The sequence below is a fragment of the Variovorax sp. YR634 genome, from assembly GCF_900106655.1.
Classification (GTDB): domain Bacteria; phylum Pseudomonadota; class Gammaproteobacteria; order Burkholderiales; family Burkholderiaceae_C; genus Variovorax.
This window is the reverse complement of sequence record NZ_FNOL01000001.1, coordinates 582,286-601,632: the sequence shown is the minus strand read 5'-3', so window position 1 is coordinate 601,632 and position 19,347 is coordinate 582,286. Positions and strand designations below refer to the sequence as shown.

The 19,347-nt window shown below is 64.3% G+C and carries 21 protein-coding genes; all 21 read right to left on the bottom strand.

Features of this window, described 5'->3' with window-relative positions; translation table 11 throughout:
- Positions 1-11: 11 nt before the first annotated feature.
- Positions 12-686 (bottom strand): class I SAM-dependent methyltransferase, encoded by a 675-nt coding sequence (locus BLV60_RS02795; protein WP_093049465.1) that lies wholly within the window; start codon positions 684-686, stop codon positions 12-14.
- Positions 687-811: 125 nt separating this feature from the next.
- Positions 812-1,891, bottom strand: coding sequence for a beta-N-acetylhexosaminidase (gene nagZ / locus BLV60_RS02790; RefSeq protein ID WP_093049463.1), 1,080 nt, complete (start codon positions 1,889-1,891; stop codon positions 812-814).
- A complete protein-coding gene (gene acpS / locus BLV60_RS02785) occupies positions 1,888-2,280 on the bottom strand; it encodes a holo-ACP synthase (RefSeq protein ID WP_093049461.1) in 393 nt (130 codons plus the stop codon). Before acpS ends, nagZ begins: the two co-directional genes overlap by 4 nt.
- 13 nt (positions 2,281-2,293) lie before the next feature.
- Positions 2,294-3,052 (bottom strand): pyridoxine 5'-phosphate synthase, encoded by a 759-nt coding sequence (locus BLV60_RS02780; protein ID WP_093049458.1) that lies wholly within the window; start codon positions 3,050-3,052, stop codon positions 2,294-2,296.
- Positions 3,049-3,822 (bottom strand): DNA repair protein RecO, encoded by a 774-nt coding sequence (recO, locus tag BLV60_RS02775; protein ID WP_093049455.1) that lies wholly within the window; start codon positions 3,820-3,822, stop codon positions 3,049-3,051. Before recO ends, BLV60_RS02780 begins: the two co-directional genes overlap by 4 nt.
- Before the next feature lies 1 nt (position 3,823).
- A complete protein-coding gene (gene era, locus BLV60_RS02770; RefSeq protein WP_093049452.1) occupies positions 3,824-4,789 on the bottom strand; it encodes a GTPase Era in 966 nt (321 codons plus the stop codon).
- A gap of 7 nt (positions 4,790-4,796) precedes the next feature.
- Entirely contained in the window at positions 4,797-5,483 is a 687-nt protein-coding gene (gene rnc / locus BLV60_RS02765) for a ribonuclease III (RefSeq protein ID WP_093049449.1), read from the bottom strand.
- A 17-nt stretch (positions 5,484-5,500) separates the two neighbouring features.
- On the bottom strand, positions 5,501-5,869 hold the full coding sequence (locus tag BLV60_RS02760; RefSeq protein ID WP_093049446.1) for a DUF4845 domain-containing protein: 369 nt from the start codon (positions 5,867-5,869) through the stop codon (positions 5,501-5,503).
- A 39-nt stretch (positions 5,870-5,908) separates the two neighbouring features.
- The gene (gene lepB / locus BLV60_RS02755) at positions 5,909-6,880 is read right to left on the bottom strand and encodes a signal peptidase I (RefSeq protein ID WP_093049443.1); all 972 of its coding nucleotides are present in this window, start codon (positions 6,878-6,880) and stop codon (positions 5,909-5,911) included.
- Between the two features lie 8 nt (positions 6,881-6,888).
- A complete protein-coding gene (gene lepA, locus BLV60_RS02750; RefSeq protein WP_093049440.1) occupies positions 6,889-8,700 on the bottom strand; it encodes a translation elongation factor 4 in 1,812 nt (603 codons plus the stop codon).
- Positions 8,701-9,222: 522 nt separating this feature from the next.
- The gene (locus BLV60_RS02745; protein ID WP_093049437.1) at positions 9,223-10,704 is read right to left on the bottom strand and encodes a DegQ family serine endoprotease; all 1,482 of its coding nucleotides are present in this window, start codon (positions 10,702-10,704) and stop codon (positions 9,223-9,225) included.
- Positions 10,705-10,798: 94 nt separating this feature from the next.
- Entirely contained in the window at positions 10,799-11,884 is a 1,086-nt protein-coding gene (locus BLV60_RS02740) for a MucB/RseB C-terminal domain-containing protein (RefSeq protein WP_093049434.1), read from the bottom strand.
- Positions 11,885-11,909: 25 nt separating this feature from the next.
- Positions 11,910-12,584, bottom strand: a complete 675-nt coding sequence (locus tag BLV60_RS02735) for a sigma-E factor negative regulatory protein (RefSeq protein WP_093049431.1) — start codon at positions 12,582-12,584, stop codon at positions 11,910-11,912.
- 17 nt (positions 12,585-12,601) lie between these two features.
- Positions 12,602-13,270, bottom strand: coding sequence for an RNA polymerase sigma factor RpoE (gene rpoE / locus BLV60_RS02730; RefSeq protein WP_093049428.1), 669 nt, complete (start codon positions 13,268-13,270; stop codon positions 12,602-12,604).
- 10 nt (positions 13,271-13,280) lie between these two features.
- Complete coding sequence (locus BLV60_RS02725) at positions 13,281-13,763, bottom strand: hypothetical protein (RefSeq protein ID WP_093049425.1); 483 nt, start codon at positions 13,761-13,763, stop codon at positions 13,281-13,283.
- 13 nt (positions 13,764-13,776) lie between these two features.
- Positions 13,777-15,021, bottom strand: coding sequence for a beta-ketoacyl-ACP synthase II (gene fabF / locus BLV60_RS02720; protein ID WP_093049422.1), 1,245 nt, complete (start codon positions 15,019-15,021; stop codon positions 13,777-13,779).
- Between the two features lie 102 nt (positions 15,022-15,123).
- Positions 15,124-15,363, bottom strand: coding sequence for an acyl carrier protein (gene acpP / locus BLV60_RS02715; protein WP_007830471.1), 240 nt, complete (start codon positions 15,361-15,363; stop codon positions 15,124-15,126).
- A gap of 99 nt (positions 15,364-15,462) precedes the next feature.
- Entirely contained in the window at positions 15,463-16,206 is a 744-nt protein-coding gene (gene fabG, locus BLV60_RS02710; protein ID WP_093049420.1) for a 3-oxoacyl-ACP reductase FabG, read from the bottom strand.
- Positions 16,207-16,234: 28 nt separating this feature from the next.
- Entirely contained in the window at positions 16,235-17,188 is a 954-nt protein-coding gene (gene fabD / locus BLV60_RS02705) for an ACP S-malonyltransferase (protein ID WP_093049416.1), read from the bottom strand.
- Positions 17,189-17,243: 55 nt separating this feature from the next.
- Positions 17,244-18,224 carry a beta-ketoacyl-ACP synthase III gene (locus tag BLV60_RS02700; protein WP_093049413.1) on the bottom strand — a complete coding sequence of 327 codons (981 nt, stop codon included), beginning with the start codon at positions 18,222-18,224 and terminating at the stop codon, positions 17,244-17,246.
- Complete coding sequence (gene plsX / locus BLV60_RS02695) at positions 18,224-19,321, bottom strand: phosphate acyltransferase PlsX (protein WP_093049410.1); 1,098 nt, start codon at positions 19,319-19,321, stop codon at positions 18,224-18,226. Before plsX ends, BLV60_RS02700 begins: the two co-directional genes overlap by 1 nt.
- Positions 19,322-19,347: the final 26 nt, after the last annotated feature.

Sequence of the window (19,347 nt, the reverse complement as noted above, 5' to 3'; positions counted from 1 at the left end):
AACAACGTCCGTCAGAAGGGGCGGTAGAGCACGACGTTGTGTTCGTCGGCCGGCTCCTTGTAGCGCGTGTCATGAATCGTCAGGTTGACGGCCTGCTTCTTGTCGCTGGAATGGTCGTTGAAAATTCCCGCTCCATTGACCGCACTCACTACCTCTGCCAGACCCGGCCCAGCCCAGTTGTCGTGCCCCCTGAGCAGATAGAAGTGCATCACGCCGCACTGCTGGTGCGCCCAGTAGTCGTGCCAGCCGAACGAATCGGGACGCCACAGCGAGTTGTGACCTTCGAAGAAGATGGGACGGCTCATCGGCATGCATTCCGGCGTGGAAACGATGAGATAGCGGGAGCGGTAGTTGAGAAATTCCAGCAGGTCGCGGCCTTGCGAATGGAGCATGTGCTCGATGACATCGCCCAGGATCACCACGTCGTAGAGATCGCCGCTGCGTTCATAGAGCTTGTCGGCCGTGATCGGAAGAATCTGGTGGTAGCCGACCTCGCGCAGTTGAGGAAATGCCACTTCGTCACACTCCAGCGCGGTCAGCTCGCATTCGGGCACGACGTTCTTGAGCAAGGCTCCATATTTGCCGCCCCCGGCACCGATGTCCAGGATGCGCTTGGGATTGATCGTCTTGACGACGTGCTGCGTCAAGCTGTCGAAAGTCAGCCAGGATTCGCCGATGTGCGCCATGAGAAATGTCCCCCGAAACTGCCTGATTCAGAACATTTGACTCTATAGGACGGCGCGGCTGACTTATCTGGCGTATTTGCCAGCTTGTTCACAAATGCGCCAATTCCGGATCGGCTGGACAGCCTTCAAACGTCCGTCATCCGCCTCGCATCGCGGTACCCGCGCGAAGCGACGAGCGTCGACCAATCGGGTGCAGCGCCCTGCGGCAGCAGCGCCTGGCGGCGCGCTTCGCTGCTCGCGTCCGGCAGCCATCGGCCCGCGCGCGCGGCAGCCTCGAAGCCCTCGAGGAAGTCGTCGAGCAGGCTCCCCTCGCCGATGCTCTGGTTGCACAGCAGCGCCATGTCGCATCCGGCTTCCAGCGCGGTCAGCGCCGCATCGGTATAGCTGAGCAGCCGGCCATCGATGTAGCGGCCCGCCTCCATGCTCAGGTCGTCGCTGAACACGGCGCCGTCGAAGGCAAAGCGCTGCCGCAGGATCGCCTTGAGCCATTTCGACGAAAACCCCGCCGGCCGCTTGTCGACCTTCGGATAGATCACGTGCGCCGGCATCACCGCGCCGAGCGTGCCCGACAGCCAGTCGTACGGCCGTGCGTCGTCGTCAAGGATGGCCTTGAGGCCGCGCTTGTCCACCGGGATCTCGACATGCGAATCGGCCTGCACGAAGCCATGCCCCGGAAAATGCTTGCCGCAGTTGCGCATGCCCATCTGCAGCATGCCGTGCATCACGCTCTTGGCCAGCAGCGCCACCACGCGCGGATCGCGATGAAAGCTGCGGCTGCCGATGACGCTGCTGCCGCCGTAGTCCAGGTCGAGCACCGGCGCAAAGCTGAAGTCGACGCCGCAGGCGCGCAACTCGCCCGCCAGCACCTGTCCGACCGCGGTCGCGGTCTGGGTGGCGCGCATGGCGTCGCGCATCCACAGCTCGCCGAGTGCGCGCATCGACGGCAGGTGCGTGAAGCCGTCGGTGCGAAAGCGCTGCACGCGGCCGCCCTCGTGGTCGACGCAGATCAGCAGGTCGGGGCGGATCGCCTTGATCTCGGCATTGAGCGCAGTCATCTGCGCGCGGTCCTGCCAGTTGCGGGCGAAATGGATCACTCCGCCGACCAGCGGATTGGCGAGGCGACGGCGGTCGGCGTCGTTGAGCTCGGTAGCCGCCACATCGATGATCAGCGGCGCATGGGGGCGAGCGGCGGGCCCGGCAGTCATAGCTTCTCCACCACCACGAAGCTCGCGGCGTATTCGGTTTCGTCAGTCACGGTCACATGGGCCGTGAGGCCCTGCGCCTCGAACCAGTCCTTCAGGCCGCCATGCAGCACGATGACGGGCTTGCCACTGCGCAGGTTGGCGATCTCGCACAGGCGCCAACTCATGGGCATGCGCATGCCCAGGCCGATGGCCTTGCTGAAGGCCTCCTTGGCGGAGAAGCGGGTCGCCAGATAGCTCAGGCCGCGCTTGGGCCAGCGTTCGCTGCGGGCCTTCCAGACTGCGAATTCAGCGTCGCTCAGCACCTTGCGGGCAAAGCGTTCGCCCTGGCGCTCGAAGGTCGCGGCAATGCGACGCAGGTCGCAGATGTCGGTGCCAATGCCGTAGATCATGCGGCGCCGGCGCTCATTGCGCCTCGTTGATGCAGCGCAGGTAGTCGCGCGTGGCGGCCGTATAGCCAAGCTCGAGCGCGTCGGCCACGAAGGCATGGCCGATCGAGACCTCCTGCACGCCAGGCACGGCACGCAGGAAAGCCGTCAGGTTGTCGCGGCTCAGGTCGTGGCCGGCGTTGATGCCCAGGCCTGCGGCATGGGCCGCGCGCGCCGTGTCAGCATAACGCTGGAGCACGGCCTTCTCGTCGGGCGTTCCGCGCGATGCGGCATAGCCTTCGGTGTAGAGCTCGACGCGGTCGGCGCCCACGGCCTTGACCGCCGCCATCATTTCGGGAATCGGGTCCATGAACAGGCTGACGCGCACGCCCAGCGCCTTGGCTTCGGCGATCAGGGGGCGCAGGCGCTCGGCGTCGTCGGGGAAGGTCCAGCCGTGGTCGCTGGTCGACTGGGTTTCGCTGTCGGGCACGAAGGTGGCCTGGTGCGGCCTCAGCGTGCGCACGAAGTCCATCAGGTTCTGGAAGGGGTTGCCTTCGATATTGAATTCGATCGCGGGCCAGTCTTTGGCGAGCAGCGCCGACAGGTCGCTCACGTCGTGTGCGCGAATGTGGCGGGCATCGGGCCGCGGGTGCACGGTGATGCCGTGCGCACCGGCAGCCAGGCAGGCCTGGGCGGCTTTCACCACGCTCGGGATGCCCAGGTGGCGCGTGTTGCGGACCAGGGCCACCTTGTTGAGGTTGACGGACAGCGAGGTGGTGGTGCCTGAAGTGCTCATAGTGCTTGCAGATCTCTCATCATTTGCCGCGTGCGCAGCGTGGACACGCCGCAATGGTAGTTGAGCAAGGTGCGCAACTGGTTTCGCAGGGCACTGTTGCTGCCGGCGTTCATGGTGGCAATTTCACGCAACGTGACGGTAAAAGGGGCGCGGTCGTCGAGAACGGTCTGCAGAGCCTGCCAGTCGGCTCCATTCAGCGCGGCCTCGTCGTCGGCGGCTTGGCGCAGGCCGGCTTCCGGCACGAGGCTGTAGCGCTGCTCGGCAGCAAGCGGCTCCAGCGTGAGGGTCTGCACATCGAGCGACGGCAGCAGGCCGACCTCGCGCAGCAGCAGCAACTCGAAAGCACGCAGCGCGGCAGCCTGGGTCGCGGCCTGCGCGCCGACGTGATCGCCTGCCAGCACCTGAACGACCCCGGCGTAGGCATCGAACAGCGCTTCATGGGCATCGTCACGCGCCAGCAGGCGCAGCAGCAGTTCGTTGACGTAATAGCCCGACAGCAGCGCCTCGCCGGTCGGCATCACATGGCCGCCCATCCATTCGGCGCCCTTGAGCGTGCGGATTTCGGCGTCGCCGCCGTAGTTGAGCTGCAGGGGCTGCAGCGGCAGCAGCACCGGCCGAAAGTTCGAACTCGGCCGTTTCGCCCCCTTGGCCACGAGCGCAATGCGCCCGTGGTGGCGGGTGAAGACTTCGAGAATCAGGCTCGACTCGCTCCAGTCGTAGCGATGGAGAACGTACGCCGGTTCGTGCGAAACGCGGTGGGCAGCGGCCACTTCATTCGTAGCCGAACGAACGGACACGGGCTTCGTCGTCGGCCCAGCCCGAACGCACCTTCACCCACAGTTCGAGAAACACCTTGGCGTCGGCCAGCTTCTCGAGCTCGACGCGGGTTTCCATGCCGATGCGCTTGATGCGCTCGCCCTTGTCGCCGATCACCATGGCCTTATGGCCGTCGCGTTCGACCACGATGGTGGCGGCAATGCGCAGCAGGCGCTTCTGGCCCTTCTTCTGGGGCGGCTCTTCCTCGAACTTGTCGATGATGACGGTCGAGGTGTAGGGCAGCTCGTCGCCGGTGAGGCGGAACAGCTTCTCGCGCACGAGTTCGCCGGCAAGGAATTTCTCGCTGCGATCGGTCAGCTCGTCCTCGTCGTAGAACCAGGGCTGTTCGGGCAGGTACTTCTCGCAGATGCCGAACAGGCGCTCGACGTCCTTGGCGTTCTTCGCCGACATGGGCACGAACTCGGCGAAGCTGTGCTTCTCCTGCATGGTCTTCAGCCAGGGCGCGATGTCGCCGCGGCGGTGCACGTTGTCGAGCTTGTTGGCCAGCAACACGGTCGGAATGCCCTTGCCGAGCAGCTTGAGCACGCGCTCGTCGGCCGGCGTGAAGCTGCCGGCCTCGACCACGAAAAGAATCAGGTCCACATCGCCGACCGCACCCTGTACGGTCTTGTTGAGCGACTTGTTCAGCGCGTTGGCGTGCAGGGTCTGGAAGCCCGGCGTGTCGACGAACACGAACTGCGTGGCGCCCAGCGTGCGCATGCCGGTGATGCGGTGGCGCGTGGTCTGCGCCTTGCGCGAGGTGATGCTGATCTTCTGGCCGACCAGCGCATTGAGCAGCGTCGACTTGCCCACGTTGGGCTTGCCGACGATGGCGATGAGGCCGCAGTGTTGGGGTCCGGTGGCAGGCGCATCGCCTGCAGTGTCTTCGGGTCCCGCTACGGGATTGATAGCATCGTTCATTCTGGTTTCACGCGGTGCCGCGTGCCTTGAGCCGGATCAACATGGCGGCCGCAGCCGCCTGCTCGCCGGCGCGGCGCGAGCCGCCGATGCCGCGTTCGCGAAGCCCCAACTCGGGCACCTCGCACTCGACATCAAAAGTCTGCTTATGCGCTGCGCCCAGTGTGGCGGCCACGCGATACACCGGCAGCTTCATTTTGTGACCCTGCAGCCATTCCTGCAATTCGGTCTTGGGATCCTTGGCTGCGGCTTCCATGCGCGGATTGATTTCGACCGCCTCGTAGAGCCGGTGCACCAGCGACTGTGCGGCCGCAAAGCCGGCGTCGAGATAGACGGCGCCGATCAGCGCCTCGAGCGCGTCGGCCAGGATCGACGGCCGGTTGGGCCCGCCCGAGCGCGCCTCGCCTTCGCCGAGCCGCAGCAGCGGCGACAGCGCCAGCCCTACCGCCAGGCGGTGCAGCGTGTCCTGCTTGACCAGGTTGGCCCGCACGCGCGACAGGTCGCCTTCGGGCAGAGCCGACAGGCGCATGTAGAGCAGGTGCGAGACCGCCAGGTTCAGCACCGAGTCGCCGAGAAATTCAAGGCGCTCGTTGTGGTCGGCCGAGAAGCTGCGATGCGTGAGCGCGAGCTGGAGCAGCCGCGGATCGGAGAAGGTGTGCTGGAGGCGCGCCTGCAGCGCGGCGAGGCTGCCCTCCACCTTTTTGGGCGCCGTGTTCAGCGGGATTCGCCCTTGTACTTGAGCGTCAGGTAGGCCGGGCCGAACAGGGGGATCTCACGCTCGTACGAGTACGACACGACCACCTTGTCGCCGACCTTCTTGATGTCGAGATCCTTGCCGCTGACCGACTTGAAGTCGTCGATGGCCTGGGCACGATCGAAGATGGCGCGCACTTCAGGCACGGTCGTGCCTTCCTTGGCCTTGTTGACCGCCTTGTCGATGGCCTGCCATTCGATCAGCGTCGGGATGACCTGCGCGACGACCACGCCCAGGCACCCGAGCACGACCGCGACAAACACCAAGCCGATGAACGAAATGCCGCGTTGTTGCGCAGCCCTGCTGCGAACGAACCGATGTGTTCTCATGCCCTCATACCCCTCGAACTGAACTATTCAGATGAATGCTTATTGAAACGGACCGATGCGACCCAGATCGCCGAAGTTCATCCAGACGAAGAACGCCCTGCCCACGATGTTCTTGTCCGGCACGAAGCCCCAGAAACGCGAGTCCGCCGAATTATCGCGGTTGTCGCCCATCATGAAATAGTTGCCGGCCGGCACCTTGCAGACCACGCCCTCGACCGAGTAGCGGCAGTTTTCGATGCCCGGGAAATTGAAGCCACTGGCACCGGGAACGTAGGATGGCGTGGTTTCGTCGTTGAGGATCTTGTGCTGCTTGCCGCCGAGGTTCTCGGTGTACTGCTTGAGCAGGCGCATCGATTCGCCGTCGAGGTAGTCGGCATCCGACTCCTTGGACACCGGCTGGCCGTTGATCGTGAGCTTCTTGTTCAGGTAGGCCACCTCGTCACCCGGGACGCCGACCACGCGCTTGATGTAGTCCATGCTCGGCTTGGGCGGGTAGCGGAACACCACCACGTCGCCGCGCGCCAGCGGCGTACCGTCGGTGATCTTGGTGTTGATCACGGGCAGGCGAAGGCCGTAGGTGAACTTGTTGACCAGGATCAGGTCGCCGGTCAGCAGCGTGGGCATCATCGAGCCCGACGGGATCTTGAAAGGCTCGTAGAGGAACGAGCGCAGCAGAAACACCACCAGGATCACCGGGAACAGGCCGGCGGTCCAGTCGAGCCACCAGGGCTGCATCAGCAGCCGTTCGCTCGCCTTCGCGTCGGCCGTGTCGACCTGCTTGATACCCTGCTCGGACAAGCGCGCATTGCGCTCGGTCAGCGAAGCTTCCAGCTTGGCGGCGGCCTGTTCGCGCCGGGGCAGGAAATAGAAGCGCTCGGCCAGCCAGTAGAGGCCGGTGACCACCGTCGCCAGGAACAGCAGCAAGGCAAAGTTGCCTTCGATCGCGTTGAAATACCAGGCGCCGACATAGGCGGCGAAGGCCGCGAGGACCAGGGTGGTGATGAATGCCATTTTTTTGATCAGTCTTCGACTTGCAGAATCGCGAGGAAGGCCTCTTGCGGGACCTCGACGGAGCCGATCTGCTTCATTCTTTTCTTGCCCGCCTTCTGCTTCTCGAGCAGCTTCTTCTTGCGGGTGATGTCGCCGCCATAGCACTTGGCCAGCACGTTCTTGCGAAGCGCCTTGATTGTCTCACGCGCAATGATGGTGACGCCGATCGCCGCCTGGATCGCAACGTCGTACATCTGGCGCGAAATGATCTCGCGCATCTTCGACACCACGGCCCGGCCGCGGTACTGCGACTGGCTGCGGTGCACGATGATCGACAGCGCGTCGACCTTGTCGCCGTTGAGCAGGATGTCGACCTTCACCACGTCGGACGCGCGGTACTCCTTGAACTCGTAGTCCATCGAGGCGTAGCCTCGGCTCACCGATTTCAGCTTGTCGAAGAAGTCGAGCACGATCTCGCCGAGCGGCATCTCGTAGGTCAGCATGACCTGGCGGCCGTGGTAGGCCATGTTCATCTGCACGCCACGCTTCTGGTTCGCCAGCGTCATGACGGAGCCGACGTATTCCTGCGGCATGTAGAGATGAACGGTGACGATCGGCTCGCGGATCTCCGCCATCCTGCCGACGTCGGGCATCTTGGACGGGTTCTCGACCATGATCACTTCGCCGTCGTTCTTGACCACCTGGTAGACCACGCTCGGCGCGGTCGTGATCAGGTCCTGGTCGAACTCGCGCTCCAGGCGCTCCTGCACGATTTCCATGTGCAGCAAGCCGAGGAAGCCGCAGCGGAAGCCGAAGCCGAGCGCCTGGCTCACCTCGGGCTCGTAGCGCAGCGACGAATCGTTGAGCTTGAGCTTTTCGAGTGCGTCGCGCAGCGAGTCGTACTCGCTCGCTTCGGTCGGGTACAAGCCCGCGAACACCTGCGGCTGGATTTCCTTGAAGCCAGGCAGTGCCTCGGTCGCCGTTGCCGCGGCACCACCAGTGCCGGCCTTGATCAGCGTGACCGTATCGCCGACCTTGGCCGCCTGCAGCTCCTTGATGCCCGCGATGATGTAACCCACCTCGCCCGCTTCGAGCGAATTGCGGGGTTCGTTGGCGGGCGTGAAGACGCCGACGCTGTCGGCGTTGTACATCGCACCCGACGCCATCATCTTGATGCGATCACCCTTCGCGAGCCGGCCGTCGACCACGCGCACCAGCATGACGACGCCGACGTATGGGTCGAACCAGCTATCGACGATCATCGCGCGCAGCGGGCCGTCGGGGTTGCCGCGGGGCGCGGGCATCCTGGCAACGATGGCTTCGAGAATGTCGTCGATGCCCACGCCGGTCTTTGCCGAGCACGGGATCGCATTGGTCGCGTCGATGCCGATCACGTCTTCGATTTCGGTGCGCGCGTTGTCGAGGTCCGCGTTGGGCAGATCGATCTTGTTGAGCACGGGCACCACTTCGACTCCGAGGTCGAGCGCGGTGTAGCAGTTGGCCACTGTCTGCGCTTCGACGCCTTGCGATGCATCGACGACGAGCAGTGCGCCTTCGCACGCCGACAGCGAGCGGCTCACTTCATACGAGAAGTCGACGTGGCCCGGCGTGTCGATCAGATTGAGGTTGTAGACCTGCCCATCGAGTGCCTTGTAGTGCAGCGCAGCGGTCTGCGCCTTGATGGTTATCCCACGCTCTTTTTCGATGTCCATCGAGTCGAGCACCTGCGCTTCCATCTCGCGGTCTGCGAGGCCGCCGCAACGCTGGATCAAACGGTCTGCGAGCGTCGACTTGCCATGGTCGATGTGCGCAATGATCGAAAAATTTCTGATGTGATTCATCAACGGGAACGCTTAAGTACTTGAATTGGCTCGTGCGCAGAGTGCGACAGGCAAGAAAAAAGGGCGCGTCTTCTGGAGACGCGCCCTGAACCAACAAGCAATGGCAACTGCAGTAGTTGGAACTTCATTGTAGGCAAAAAGGGAAGCGCGTACATCCGGGAACGGGGTCCAAAGGGGTCGTTGCAGGTCCACAACATGAAAGATATGAACAGGTTATCAACAGGATCGGTGGAGCAGTCACTGAACAACTTGTGGGCGATCTGTGGAGCACCGGTGGACTGCTGTCTGACATCTCGCATGGTGAAGGTCAGGGCACTCCTTATGCGCCGACCGACCGCCGAGAGCGCCCTATTCTACCGAAATCCGTCCTTAGCCTCTTTAAAAGTTAGTGAGCACAAACAAAAATCGGCATTTCCGAGCCCTCAGATTTTTTTAGGGGCCGGCGCCTGAACGTCGTAAACACCTCAAAAAAACGGCCCCAAACCCGACTGCCGGGTGGGGCCACTTGACGCCAGAGCCAGATCAGCGTGCAGGGCGAATCAGCGCGTACTGCGCCCAATCGCCACGGCGAAACAGCACGCTGAGCGCCTTGCTCTTGTCGGCCTTGCCGATGGCGGACTCGAATTCGCGCGCATTCGACACCTCGACATTGCCCACCGACAGGATGATGTCGCCTTCGCGCAAGCCTGCACGGGCTGCGGCGTCACTGGCGGCATCGACCTTCACGCCGCCCTTCAGCTTGAGCTCTTTCTTCTGCGCGTCGGTGAGATCGCTCACAGCCAGACCGAGCGACTTGGCGGCTGCAGATGCGGGCGGCTTCGGCGCCGGCTCGTCGCGGTCGCCCGCACGCTTGCCCGGCTTGTCGGGCTCGATCTCGGCAATGGTCACGCTGAGGTCGCGCGAAGCGCCGCGGCGGAACACGGTGAGCGTGCTCTTGGTGCCCGGCTTGGTGTTGCCCACCAGGCGCGGCAGGTCGCTCGGCTTCTCGATGGGCTTGCCGTCGAACTTGGTGATGACGTCGCCCGGCTCGACACCGGCCTTTTCGCCCGGCGAGCCGGCTTCGACGCCGCGCACCAGCGCACCCTGTGCCTTGCCCAGGCCGATGGCCTCGGCCACGTCCTTGGTGACCTGGTCGATCTGCACGCCGATGCGGCCGCGCGAGACGCGGCCCGAGGTGCGTAGCTGATCGCTCACGCGAATCGCCTCGTCAATCGGGATCGAGAACGAGATGCCCATGAAGCCACCCGAGCGCGAGTAGATCTGGCTGTTGATGCCGACCACTTCGCCGCGCATGTTGATCAGCGGGCCGCCCGAGTTGCCGGGATTGATGGCCACGTCGGTCTGGATGAACGGCAGGTACTCACCGGTGTCGCGCTGCTTGGCGCTCACGATGCCGGCCGTGACGGTGTTCTCGAGGCCGAAGGGCGAACCGATTGCCATCACCCATTCGCCGACACGCAGCTTGGAGATGTCGCCAACCTTCACCGCTGGCAGGCCGGTGGCCTCGATCTTGACGACCGCGACGTCGGTGCGCTTGTCGGCGCCAACGATCTTGGCCTTGAACTCGCGCTTGTCGGGCAGCGTGACCAGCACTTCGGAAGCGTCTTCGACCACGTGCGCATTGGTCATCACGTAGCCGTCGGCCGTCAGGATGAAGCCGGATCCGACGCCACGCGGACGCTCCTCTTCCTGCGGCTGCTGCGGGCGCTTGGGGGTCGGGCCCTGACGCGGTTGGCCAGGCAGAGGCTGGCCGAAGAAACGGCGGAAGAACTCCTGCATCTCCTCGTCCATCTCGCCATTGCCGCCGCGCTGGGCAACCTTCTCGACGGTGCGGATGTTGACGACGGAAGGGCCGACCTGGTCGACCAGATCGGTGAAATCGGGCAGCGTGCGCGTTTGCGCATGGACCGGCTCGACCGGAAGGAATGTGGCGCTTGCAGTCAGTGCGAGCGCGCAAGCCAGCAGACCGGAACGAAACTTGTGTCCCTCGACTTTGAAGATCATCGGTTTTCTTTCAAAAGAACAGAGCGGCTGAAAACAAGTGCTATGAGTTTGCGCTGTGTGCTTGGTTCAGCGCAATTGGCGCTTATTTGGCCTGTCAGCGCGTGCGCGCGAGGCTTTGGGCGAATGCATTGAGCGTCTGCTGCGGCACCTCGCCGACTGCGGTCAGCCACCAGTCGCTGGCCGGCTCGGGCAGACGCCGGCGAATGGCGTTGGTCGCTCCGATGGTCAGCACGCCGTCGCGGGGCGCGCGCGCCGCGTCGTAGCGCTCGATGAAAAGCGACACCGAGGCCAGGCCATCGGAGAAGGTCCACTGGACCGTCGCCGCGTCCTGCTTCGACTTGCCGCTGCTGTCGCCATCACCGCCCGCTGTCGGGCGACGGAAGAAGCTTCGGGGCTTAAATCCGGCCACGGGCGTGCGCAGCGTCCAGCCTTCGTCCTGCGCATTGCTGCGCTCGAGCTCCAGCTTCTCGATGCGGTAGCCGGAGGTGTTGGACATCATCTGCGAGAGCGCCTGCGCCTTCACCGGCGCGTCGAGTTGCAGCTCGGAAAACGCCGACTGCTCCACCACGCGGGAATCGCCGTCAATGGTCTGCAGCTTCACCACCAGGCCCGAGCGGCGCTCGCTCCAGATGCGATAGCCGAAGCGCAGCGCGTCGTGCGGCACCAGTTGCACCACGTCGGCATCGAAGCCGGCCACGCGGTCCTTGCCGATCGCGCGCACGTCGTAGAAATCGCCAATCGACGAATCGGGCTTGTCCGGCAGGTTCGGGAAGAGATCAAGGTTCTCGCGCTTCTCGACCTTCACCACCTTCGCCTCCGGCAGGAAGGTCATGACATTGCGGTTGCGCCGGAAGGTCGAGCGCGGCGGCCCCGAGAGAGCTTCGATGCGTTCGATCTGATGCTCGCCGTCGCGCACATGCCAGATGCGTGCGCTCGACAGGTCGCCGCCCGGCGCCGACACCACGAAGGTGCCCACGTAATTGCGCTGCCGGGCGCCCGCGTGCATGCGCTGCAGCCACTCGGTCACGCTCATGGCCGGTGGCTCGTCCGTCTGCGCAGTTGCCGCGCTCTTCGTATTCGCAGCGCCCGAGCGGGTCTGCGCGGTGGCAGTCTGCGCAAGGCAAAAAGCAGCAAACACAAGTACGAAAGCGCGCGCGGAGATCGGCATCGGAACGGTCATTACGGGCAGCTAGGGGTGCGCGCACTCAGCGCGTCGGACCCTCGAAGGTGGCATTGCGCAGGAAACCGGAAGGCATTTGCGAAGCACCGCCGGCTTGCTGATGCGCTTCGAGCAGTTGATCGAGCCGCGGGTCACGCAGCATGACCTGCGGATTGCCGTTACCCACGATCACGCGGGTCGGGGTCAACGTGTTGCTCGCGGGTTGCGGGCTGTTGACCGCAGCCGCCGCCAACACCGAATTGACCGCCGGCTGCTGTTGCTGCTGGACCGAAGCCAGCTGCGCGCCGCCCTGCGGCACCGCTGTGCCGTTGCCGACCAGGGTCCAGCTGATGGCAGCCACGGCCATCAGCGACGCGGCACCAGCCACAAGCTTCCAGCGGAACACAGGCTCGTTGGCCGCTTCCGCCCTGCGCTGCGCGGGCAGTGCCACCGGTGCGGCGACCGGCACCGACATGGGGGCGACCATCACAGGCTCCGCCGCCAATCGCTGCTGGAAGCGCGCCAGGAATGCCGAGGTGTCGCTGCACGGCGAATGAGAGCCCGAACGCAGCACATCGCCCACCACGTGGTAGGCCTGCCATGCCGCGCGCGATTCGCCTTCGGCGCAGACAGCTTCGATCGCCTGCGCAAACGCCTCGCCCTGCAAATGACCATCCGCAAGTGCGGACACCTGTTCCCGAACCGTCATCGTCTGATTCATTTCATTCACCTGCTTACTTACCAACGCTTGCCGGACTGGTTGTCCAGCAGCGGCTTGACCCTGGCCGAAATGGCCTCGCGCGCCCGGAAAATACGCGAACGCACCGTGCCGATAGGGCAATCCATGACCTCGGCAATCTCTTCGTAACTCATGCCCTCGATTTCGCGCAGCGTGACCGCCTGGCGCAACTCGGCAGGGAGTGCTTCCATGGCCGCCTCGACGGCACTGGCGATTTCATTCGCCGCCATGACCGATTCGGGGGTTTCGTCGGTGGTTGGTTCGTTTCCGGGACGGTAAGTTTCATCGTCGTCCTCAGAAGAAGGCCTGAGAGCGGCCTCGGAGACAGTCGGATCGCGCTTCATGTCCACCAGTGCCTTCTTGGCGGTGTTGACGGCGATCCGGTAGAGCCAGGTGTAGAACTGCGCCTCACCGCGGAACTGGTGCAGCGCGCGATACGCGCGAATGAAGGTTTCCTGCGCAATGTCCTCGACCAGGTCGACATCGCGCACCATCCGCCCGATCAGGCGCTCGATGCGGCGCTGGTACTTGATGACCAGCAACTCGAATGCCTTCTGGTCGCCCGCGACGGTGCGCTGGACCAGCTGGAAATCGACCTCGCCCGGACGCACCACGGCGGGCGCATCGTTCAGGCCGGAATCCGGCGGCACAGGCGGAGAAGTGGTCATCGACGGAGGATCAGGGCGCGTCGGCGGGAGCCGTCGCGCGCCAGGGGTCGCCCGCAGGTGCTGCGGACGGGGGGCGCGAATATACCGCACGGCGCACGTCGCGCCAGCGCTCAGGCATGGCCCGCTGCTCGATCCAGACCCAGCGGCGGGCGCGGCCCGGCTCGCTGAGCCGCACCAGCATCAGCGACTGGAAATCGAGCGCCACGAACGCCCTGGCAGCATGCACGGCCCGGGAGGCATGGCCTCCCGTCAACGACCAGTAGAGGCCGTCGAAATGCAGAACGCCCGCGCCATCGCGTCGCAAGCCGAAGCCCGCGGCGACACCTGCAAACACGACACTGAGAACCAGCAGCAGCTGGCGCCATCCGGCGCTATCGAAGAGATAGCAAGATGCACCCGCACAGCAAGCGCCCAGGGCCCAGAGGACAACGAGAATCCGGGTTGCGCCACGCGAGCGCCCCACCGGATAGGTCACCGACGGTGCGCTGTGCATGAAAGAGCAGTGCTCAAGCGCGCTTGAACACCAGCGTGCCGTTGGTGCCGCCGAAGCCGAAGTTGTTCTTGACCGCGACGTCGATCTTCAGATCGCGCGCCTCGTTGGCGCAGTAGTCGAGATCGCATTCCGGATCCTGATTGAAGATGTTGATGGTCGGCGGGCTCTTCTGCTCGTGCAGTGCCAGCACCGTGAACACCGATTCGATGCCGCCCGCGCCGCCCAGCAAATGGCCGGTCATGGACTTGGTCGAATTGACGACGAGCTTCTTCGCGTGATCGCCGAATGCCAGCTTGACCGCATTGGTCTCGTTGACGTCGCCGATCTGCGTCGAAGTGCCGTGCGCATTGAGGTACTGCACCTGATCGGCATTGACACCGGCATTGGCCAGCGCCATGGCCATCGAGCGGCGCGGGCCGTCGACGTCGGGCGCGGTCATGTGATACGCGTCGCCCGTCAGGCCAAAGCCCGCGACTTCCGCGTAGATCTTGGCGCCACGTGCCTTGGCGTGTTCGTACTCTTCGAGCACCAGCACACCAGCGCCCTCGCCCAGCACGAAACCGTCGCGGTCCTTGTCCCACGGACGCGAGGCCGTGGCGGGATCGTCGTTGCGGGTGCTCAGCGCGCGAGGCGCGGTGAAGCCACCGATGCCGAGCGGAGAAATGGTCGACTCCGCGCCACCCGCGATCATCACGTCGGCATCGCCGTACTCGATCATGCGTGCCGACGTGCCGATGGCATGCAGGCCGGTGGTGCAGGCGGTCACGACCGCGATGTTCGGGCCCTTGAAGCCGTACTTGATCGAGACGTGGCCCGAGATCATGTTGATGATCGATGCCGGCACGAAGAACGGCGAGACGCGGCGCGGGCCGCGGCTCATCAGTTCGCCGTGCGTCTCTTCGATCATCGGCAGGCCGCCGATGCCGGAGCCGATGTTGCATCCGATGCGCACGGCTTTTTCATAGGACAGCGCTTCGCCGGTCGGCAGTCCGCTGTCCTGCACCGCCTGGATGGCGGCGGCGAGACCCAGATGAATGAAGCGGTCCATGTGGCGCGCTTCTTTCTCCGAGATGTATTGGGTGATGTCGAAACCCTTGACCTCACCGGCGAACTTGCAGGCGAAGGCGCTTGCATCGAACGCGGTGATGTTCGCAATACCCGATTTCCCGGCCAACAGGTTGGCCCAGGATTCGGTTGCGGTGTTTCCGACAGGAGCGATGCAACCGAGTCCGGTCACGACGACGCGGCGTTTGGTCATGCCGGCAAACCTTTCTGGAAGCGCTGAACAGTTGCCTGTCGGCGCGTGCGGTTTTTAAAGGAAAAGCCGCCGGCCGCAGTTGCAGTGTTGTCAGCTGGCCTATCAGGCCTTTTGATTCTTGGTGGCGTAGTCGACGGCGTTTTGCACCGTGGTGATCTTCTCGGCATCTTCGTCGGGAATTTCGATGCCGAATTCGTCTTCGAGTGCCATCACGAGTTCGACCGTGTCGAGCGAGTCAGCGCCGAGGTCGGCCACGAAAGCCTTTTCGTTCGTCACTTGGGACTCTTCCACGCCGAGCTGCTCGGCGATGATTTTCTTGACACGTGCTTCGATATCGCTCATTTGGTTCCCTCTGAGGGTTGTAGGTAATCGGTGGATTTTAGCCGGGCGCATTGTGGCATTTGCCGCGCGTCCGGTACGGGAAAAACTTGCGCCTTGCGGCTACATGTGCATGCCGCCGTTGACGTGCAGCTCTTGCCCCGTGACGTAGGACGCCTGGGGCGATGCGAGGTAAGCCACCGCGTGCGCGATGTCGGCCGGCTTGCCCAAGTGGCCTAGCGGGATCTGCTGGAGCAGCGCCTGTTGCTGGGCTTCGGGGAGGCTGGCCGTCATGTCGGTTTCGATGAAACCAGGTGCGACGCAGTTGACGGTGATGTTGCGGCTGCCCAGCTCGCGGGCCAGCGCACGGGTCATGCCCGCGACGCCTGCCTTGGCAGCGGCGTAGTTGGCCTGGCCGGCATTGCCGGAGGCGCCGACCACGCTGGTGATGCTGATGATGCGGCCGTAGCGCTGCTTCATCATCGGGCGGATCACGGCGCGCGAGAGGGAGAAGACGGCCTTGAGATTGGTGTCGAGCACCGCGTCCCAATCACTGTCCTTCATGCGCATGGCGAGCGTGTCGCGCGTGATGCCGGCGTTGTTCACCAGCACGTGGATGGCGCCGTAGGCCTGCACGATCTCGTCGATCAGGGCCTCGACGGCGGCGCCGTCGTTCACGTCGAGCGCACGGCCGCGACCGCCGTAGGCGCTCAGGGCCGAAGTGATCTTGGCCGCGCCATCGTCGGTGGTGCCGGTGCCCACGACCTTGAGGCCGCGCTGCGCCAGCTCCAACGCGATCGCCGCGCCGATGCCGCGCGTTGCGCCTGTGACCAGGGCGACTTGCCCTTCGAATTTGGGAATGCTCATAAGAAAAAGTGTCGGAGCCTTGCGCCGGTCAGCCGGCGAGCGATTGTCGGGTGTCCGCGAGCGTGGCCGGGTCGTATACCGACGCGGCTTCCAGATCGGGGGAGATGCGCTTCACCATGCCGGCCAGCACCTTGCCGGGACCGCACTCGATGATGGCGGCTACACCGCGCAGTTTCAAGGCCTGCACGCTCTCGACCCAGCGCACCGGGCCGGCGGCCTGGCGCACCAGGGCGTCGCGGATGCGGTCGGCATCGGTCTCGATGGCGACGTCGATATTGTTCAGCACCGGAATTTGCGGCGTGGCCAGCGCGATGGAAGCCAGCTTCTCGCGCAGCGCTTCCGCGGCAGGTTTCATGAGGCTCGAATGGAAAGGCGCCGAAACCGGCAACAGCAGCGCCCGCTTGGCACCGTTGGCCTTGAGCAGTTCGCAGGCCTTGTCGACCGCAGCCTTGCTGCCGGCGATCACGGTCTGCATGGGGTCGTTGAAATTCACCGCTTCGACGATTTCCGCGCTGCCAGAGCCAAAGCTGGCAGTGGCTTCCGCGCAGCCTGCCGCCACCTTGCCCGACTCCATGCCGAGCACCGCAGCCATCGCGCCGACACCGACGGGCACCGCCTGTTGCATCGCTTGCGCGCGGAAACGCACGAGCGGCGCAGCCTGCGCGAGCGTCAGAACACCCGAAGCCACCAGCGCCGAATACTCGCCGAGCGAATGACCAGCCACCACAGAAGGCGCGGCACCACCCTCGGCCAACCAGGCGCGCCATGCAGCAACACCAGCCACCAGCATCACGGGCTGAGTGTTGGTGGTGAGCGCCAGCTCTTCCTTGGGGCCGTTCTTGATCAGCGCGCCGACGTCTTCGCCGAGCGCTTCGGAAGCTTCGCGCAGCGTTTCAGCCACGGTCGGGTGATCGCCCCAGGCGTCGAGCATGCCGACCGCCTGCGAGCCCTGACCCGGAAAGACAAAAGCAAAGGATTTCATTGTTGTATGCGCCATCTCGCATCGCGGCCGCCCTCTTCCAGGGCGCCGCAACGCACTACAGATTCAATAGCACCGCGCCCCAGGTGAAGCCGCCACCCACGCCTTCGAGCATGAGCGTTTCGCCTTTCTTCACCTTGCCGGAGCGCACGGCCTCGTCGAGCGCCAGCGGAATCGAGGCGGCGGAAGTATTGCCGTGCTCGTTCACCGTGACGATCAGCTTCTCGCGCGGAAGCTTCAGCTTCTTCGCCGTGCCTTCCATGATGCGGATGTTGGCCTGATGCGGAATGAGCCAGTCGATGTCGGTGTCGACCTTGCCGGCCTTGGCCAGCGTGGCGCGCGCAGCCTCTTCGAGCACGCGGACCGCGAGCTTGAAGACGGCCTGGCCGTCCATGTGCAGCAGCGGCGTGCCCAGCACATTGCCGCCTGAAACGTGGCCCGGCACACAAAGAATGCCGACGTGCTTGCCGTCCGCATGCAGGTCGCTGGCCAGAATGCCGGGCTCTTCGCTGGCTTCGAGCACCACCGCGCCCGCGCCATCGCCGAACAGCACGCAGGTGGTGCGGTCGTTGAAATCGAGGATGCGGGAGAACACTTCGGCACCCACCACCAGCGCGCAACGCGCTGTGCCGGTGCGGATCATCGCGTCGGCGACGGTCAGTGCATAGACGAAACCACTGCAAACCGCCTGGACGTCGAACGCCGGGCAGCCGGCAATGCCGAGCTTGTTCTGGAGAATGGCGGCCGACGACGGAAACACCATGTCGGGCGTCGAGGTCGCGACGATGATCAGGTCGATGTCGCTGGCTTTACGGCCGGCAGCCTCCAGGGCGTGTCGGGCCGCTTCAAGACCAAGGTCGCTGCTCGTGACATCCGGCGCGGCGAAATGCCGCGCGTGGATGCCGGTGCGCTCGACGATCCACTGGTCGGAGGTTTCGATGCCTCGCGTCGCCAGATCCTTGGCGAGATCGTCATTGGTCACGCGGCGTGGGGGCAGATAGCTGCCGGTGCCGGTAATGCGTGAATAAGAAGGGGTCATCAAACGTGAAGGGCCGTCGCGTCGACCGGCGCCGCCGGTTCCTGTCGCGCTAGCAAAGGCGCGGCGTGGGCGATGCGGGCCCGCACGCGATCGAGCAGGTTGTTGCGAGCGGCATCATAAGCGCGATCCAGCGCATGGCCGAAAGCCACTTCGTCAGCCGAGCCATGGCTCTTGAAAACCAGGCCACGCAGCCCCAGCAAGGCTGCGCCGTTGTAGCGACGATGATCCAGGCGACTTTTGAACGCTTTTAGAACCGGATAGGCAACAATTGCCGCCACCTTGGTAAAAATGCTCCGGGAGAATTCGACGCGAATGAATTCACCGATCATTGAAGCCACGCCCTCGCTGGCCTTCAGAGCCACGTTTCCGACGAAGCCGTCACAGACGACGATGTCGGTCGTGCCCTTGAAGATGTCGTTACCTTCCACGTTGCCGTAGAAGTTCAGATCCTTGGAGTTGGCAGCTGTACGCAGCAGTTGGCTCGCTTTTTTGATCGTTTCGCTGCCCTTGATTGCTTCCTCGCCGATATTGAGCAGGCCGACCGAGGGCGCCTCGTTGCCAGTCAGCGCCGACACCAGGGCCGAGCCGAGCACGGCGAACTGGAGCAGGTCTTCGGCGTCGCAATCGACGTTCGCACCCAAATCGAGCACGGTCGTTGCCCCGCCCTTGGCATTGGGAAGCTGCGGTGCGATCGCGGGGCGATCAATGCCTTCGAGCGTCTTGAGCAGGTAGCGCGCAATCGCCATGAGGGCGCCGGTGTTGCCGGCGGAGATGGCGGCTTGGGCGGCGCCGTCCTTGACCTGCTGGATCGCGACGCGCATCGAAGAGTCTTTCTTCTTGCGCAGGGCGATTTCAACCGGGTCATCCATGCCCACCACTTCGCTTGCAGCGACGATGCGGGCACGCGGATGCGCGGCAAACCCCGCCAGCGCGGCCGGCGCGCCGACCAGCAACAACGAGGCTTCGCTATGCCGCTCGAGAAACGCGCGGCAGGCCGCGAGCGTGACGCGCGGCCCATGATCGCCTCCCATGCAATCCACGGCGAGCGTGATTGCAGAAGGCGCAGCAGTGATTTCGGGGGAAGAAGGCGTAGCCATCAAAACAAAGGCCCGACGCTACAGCA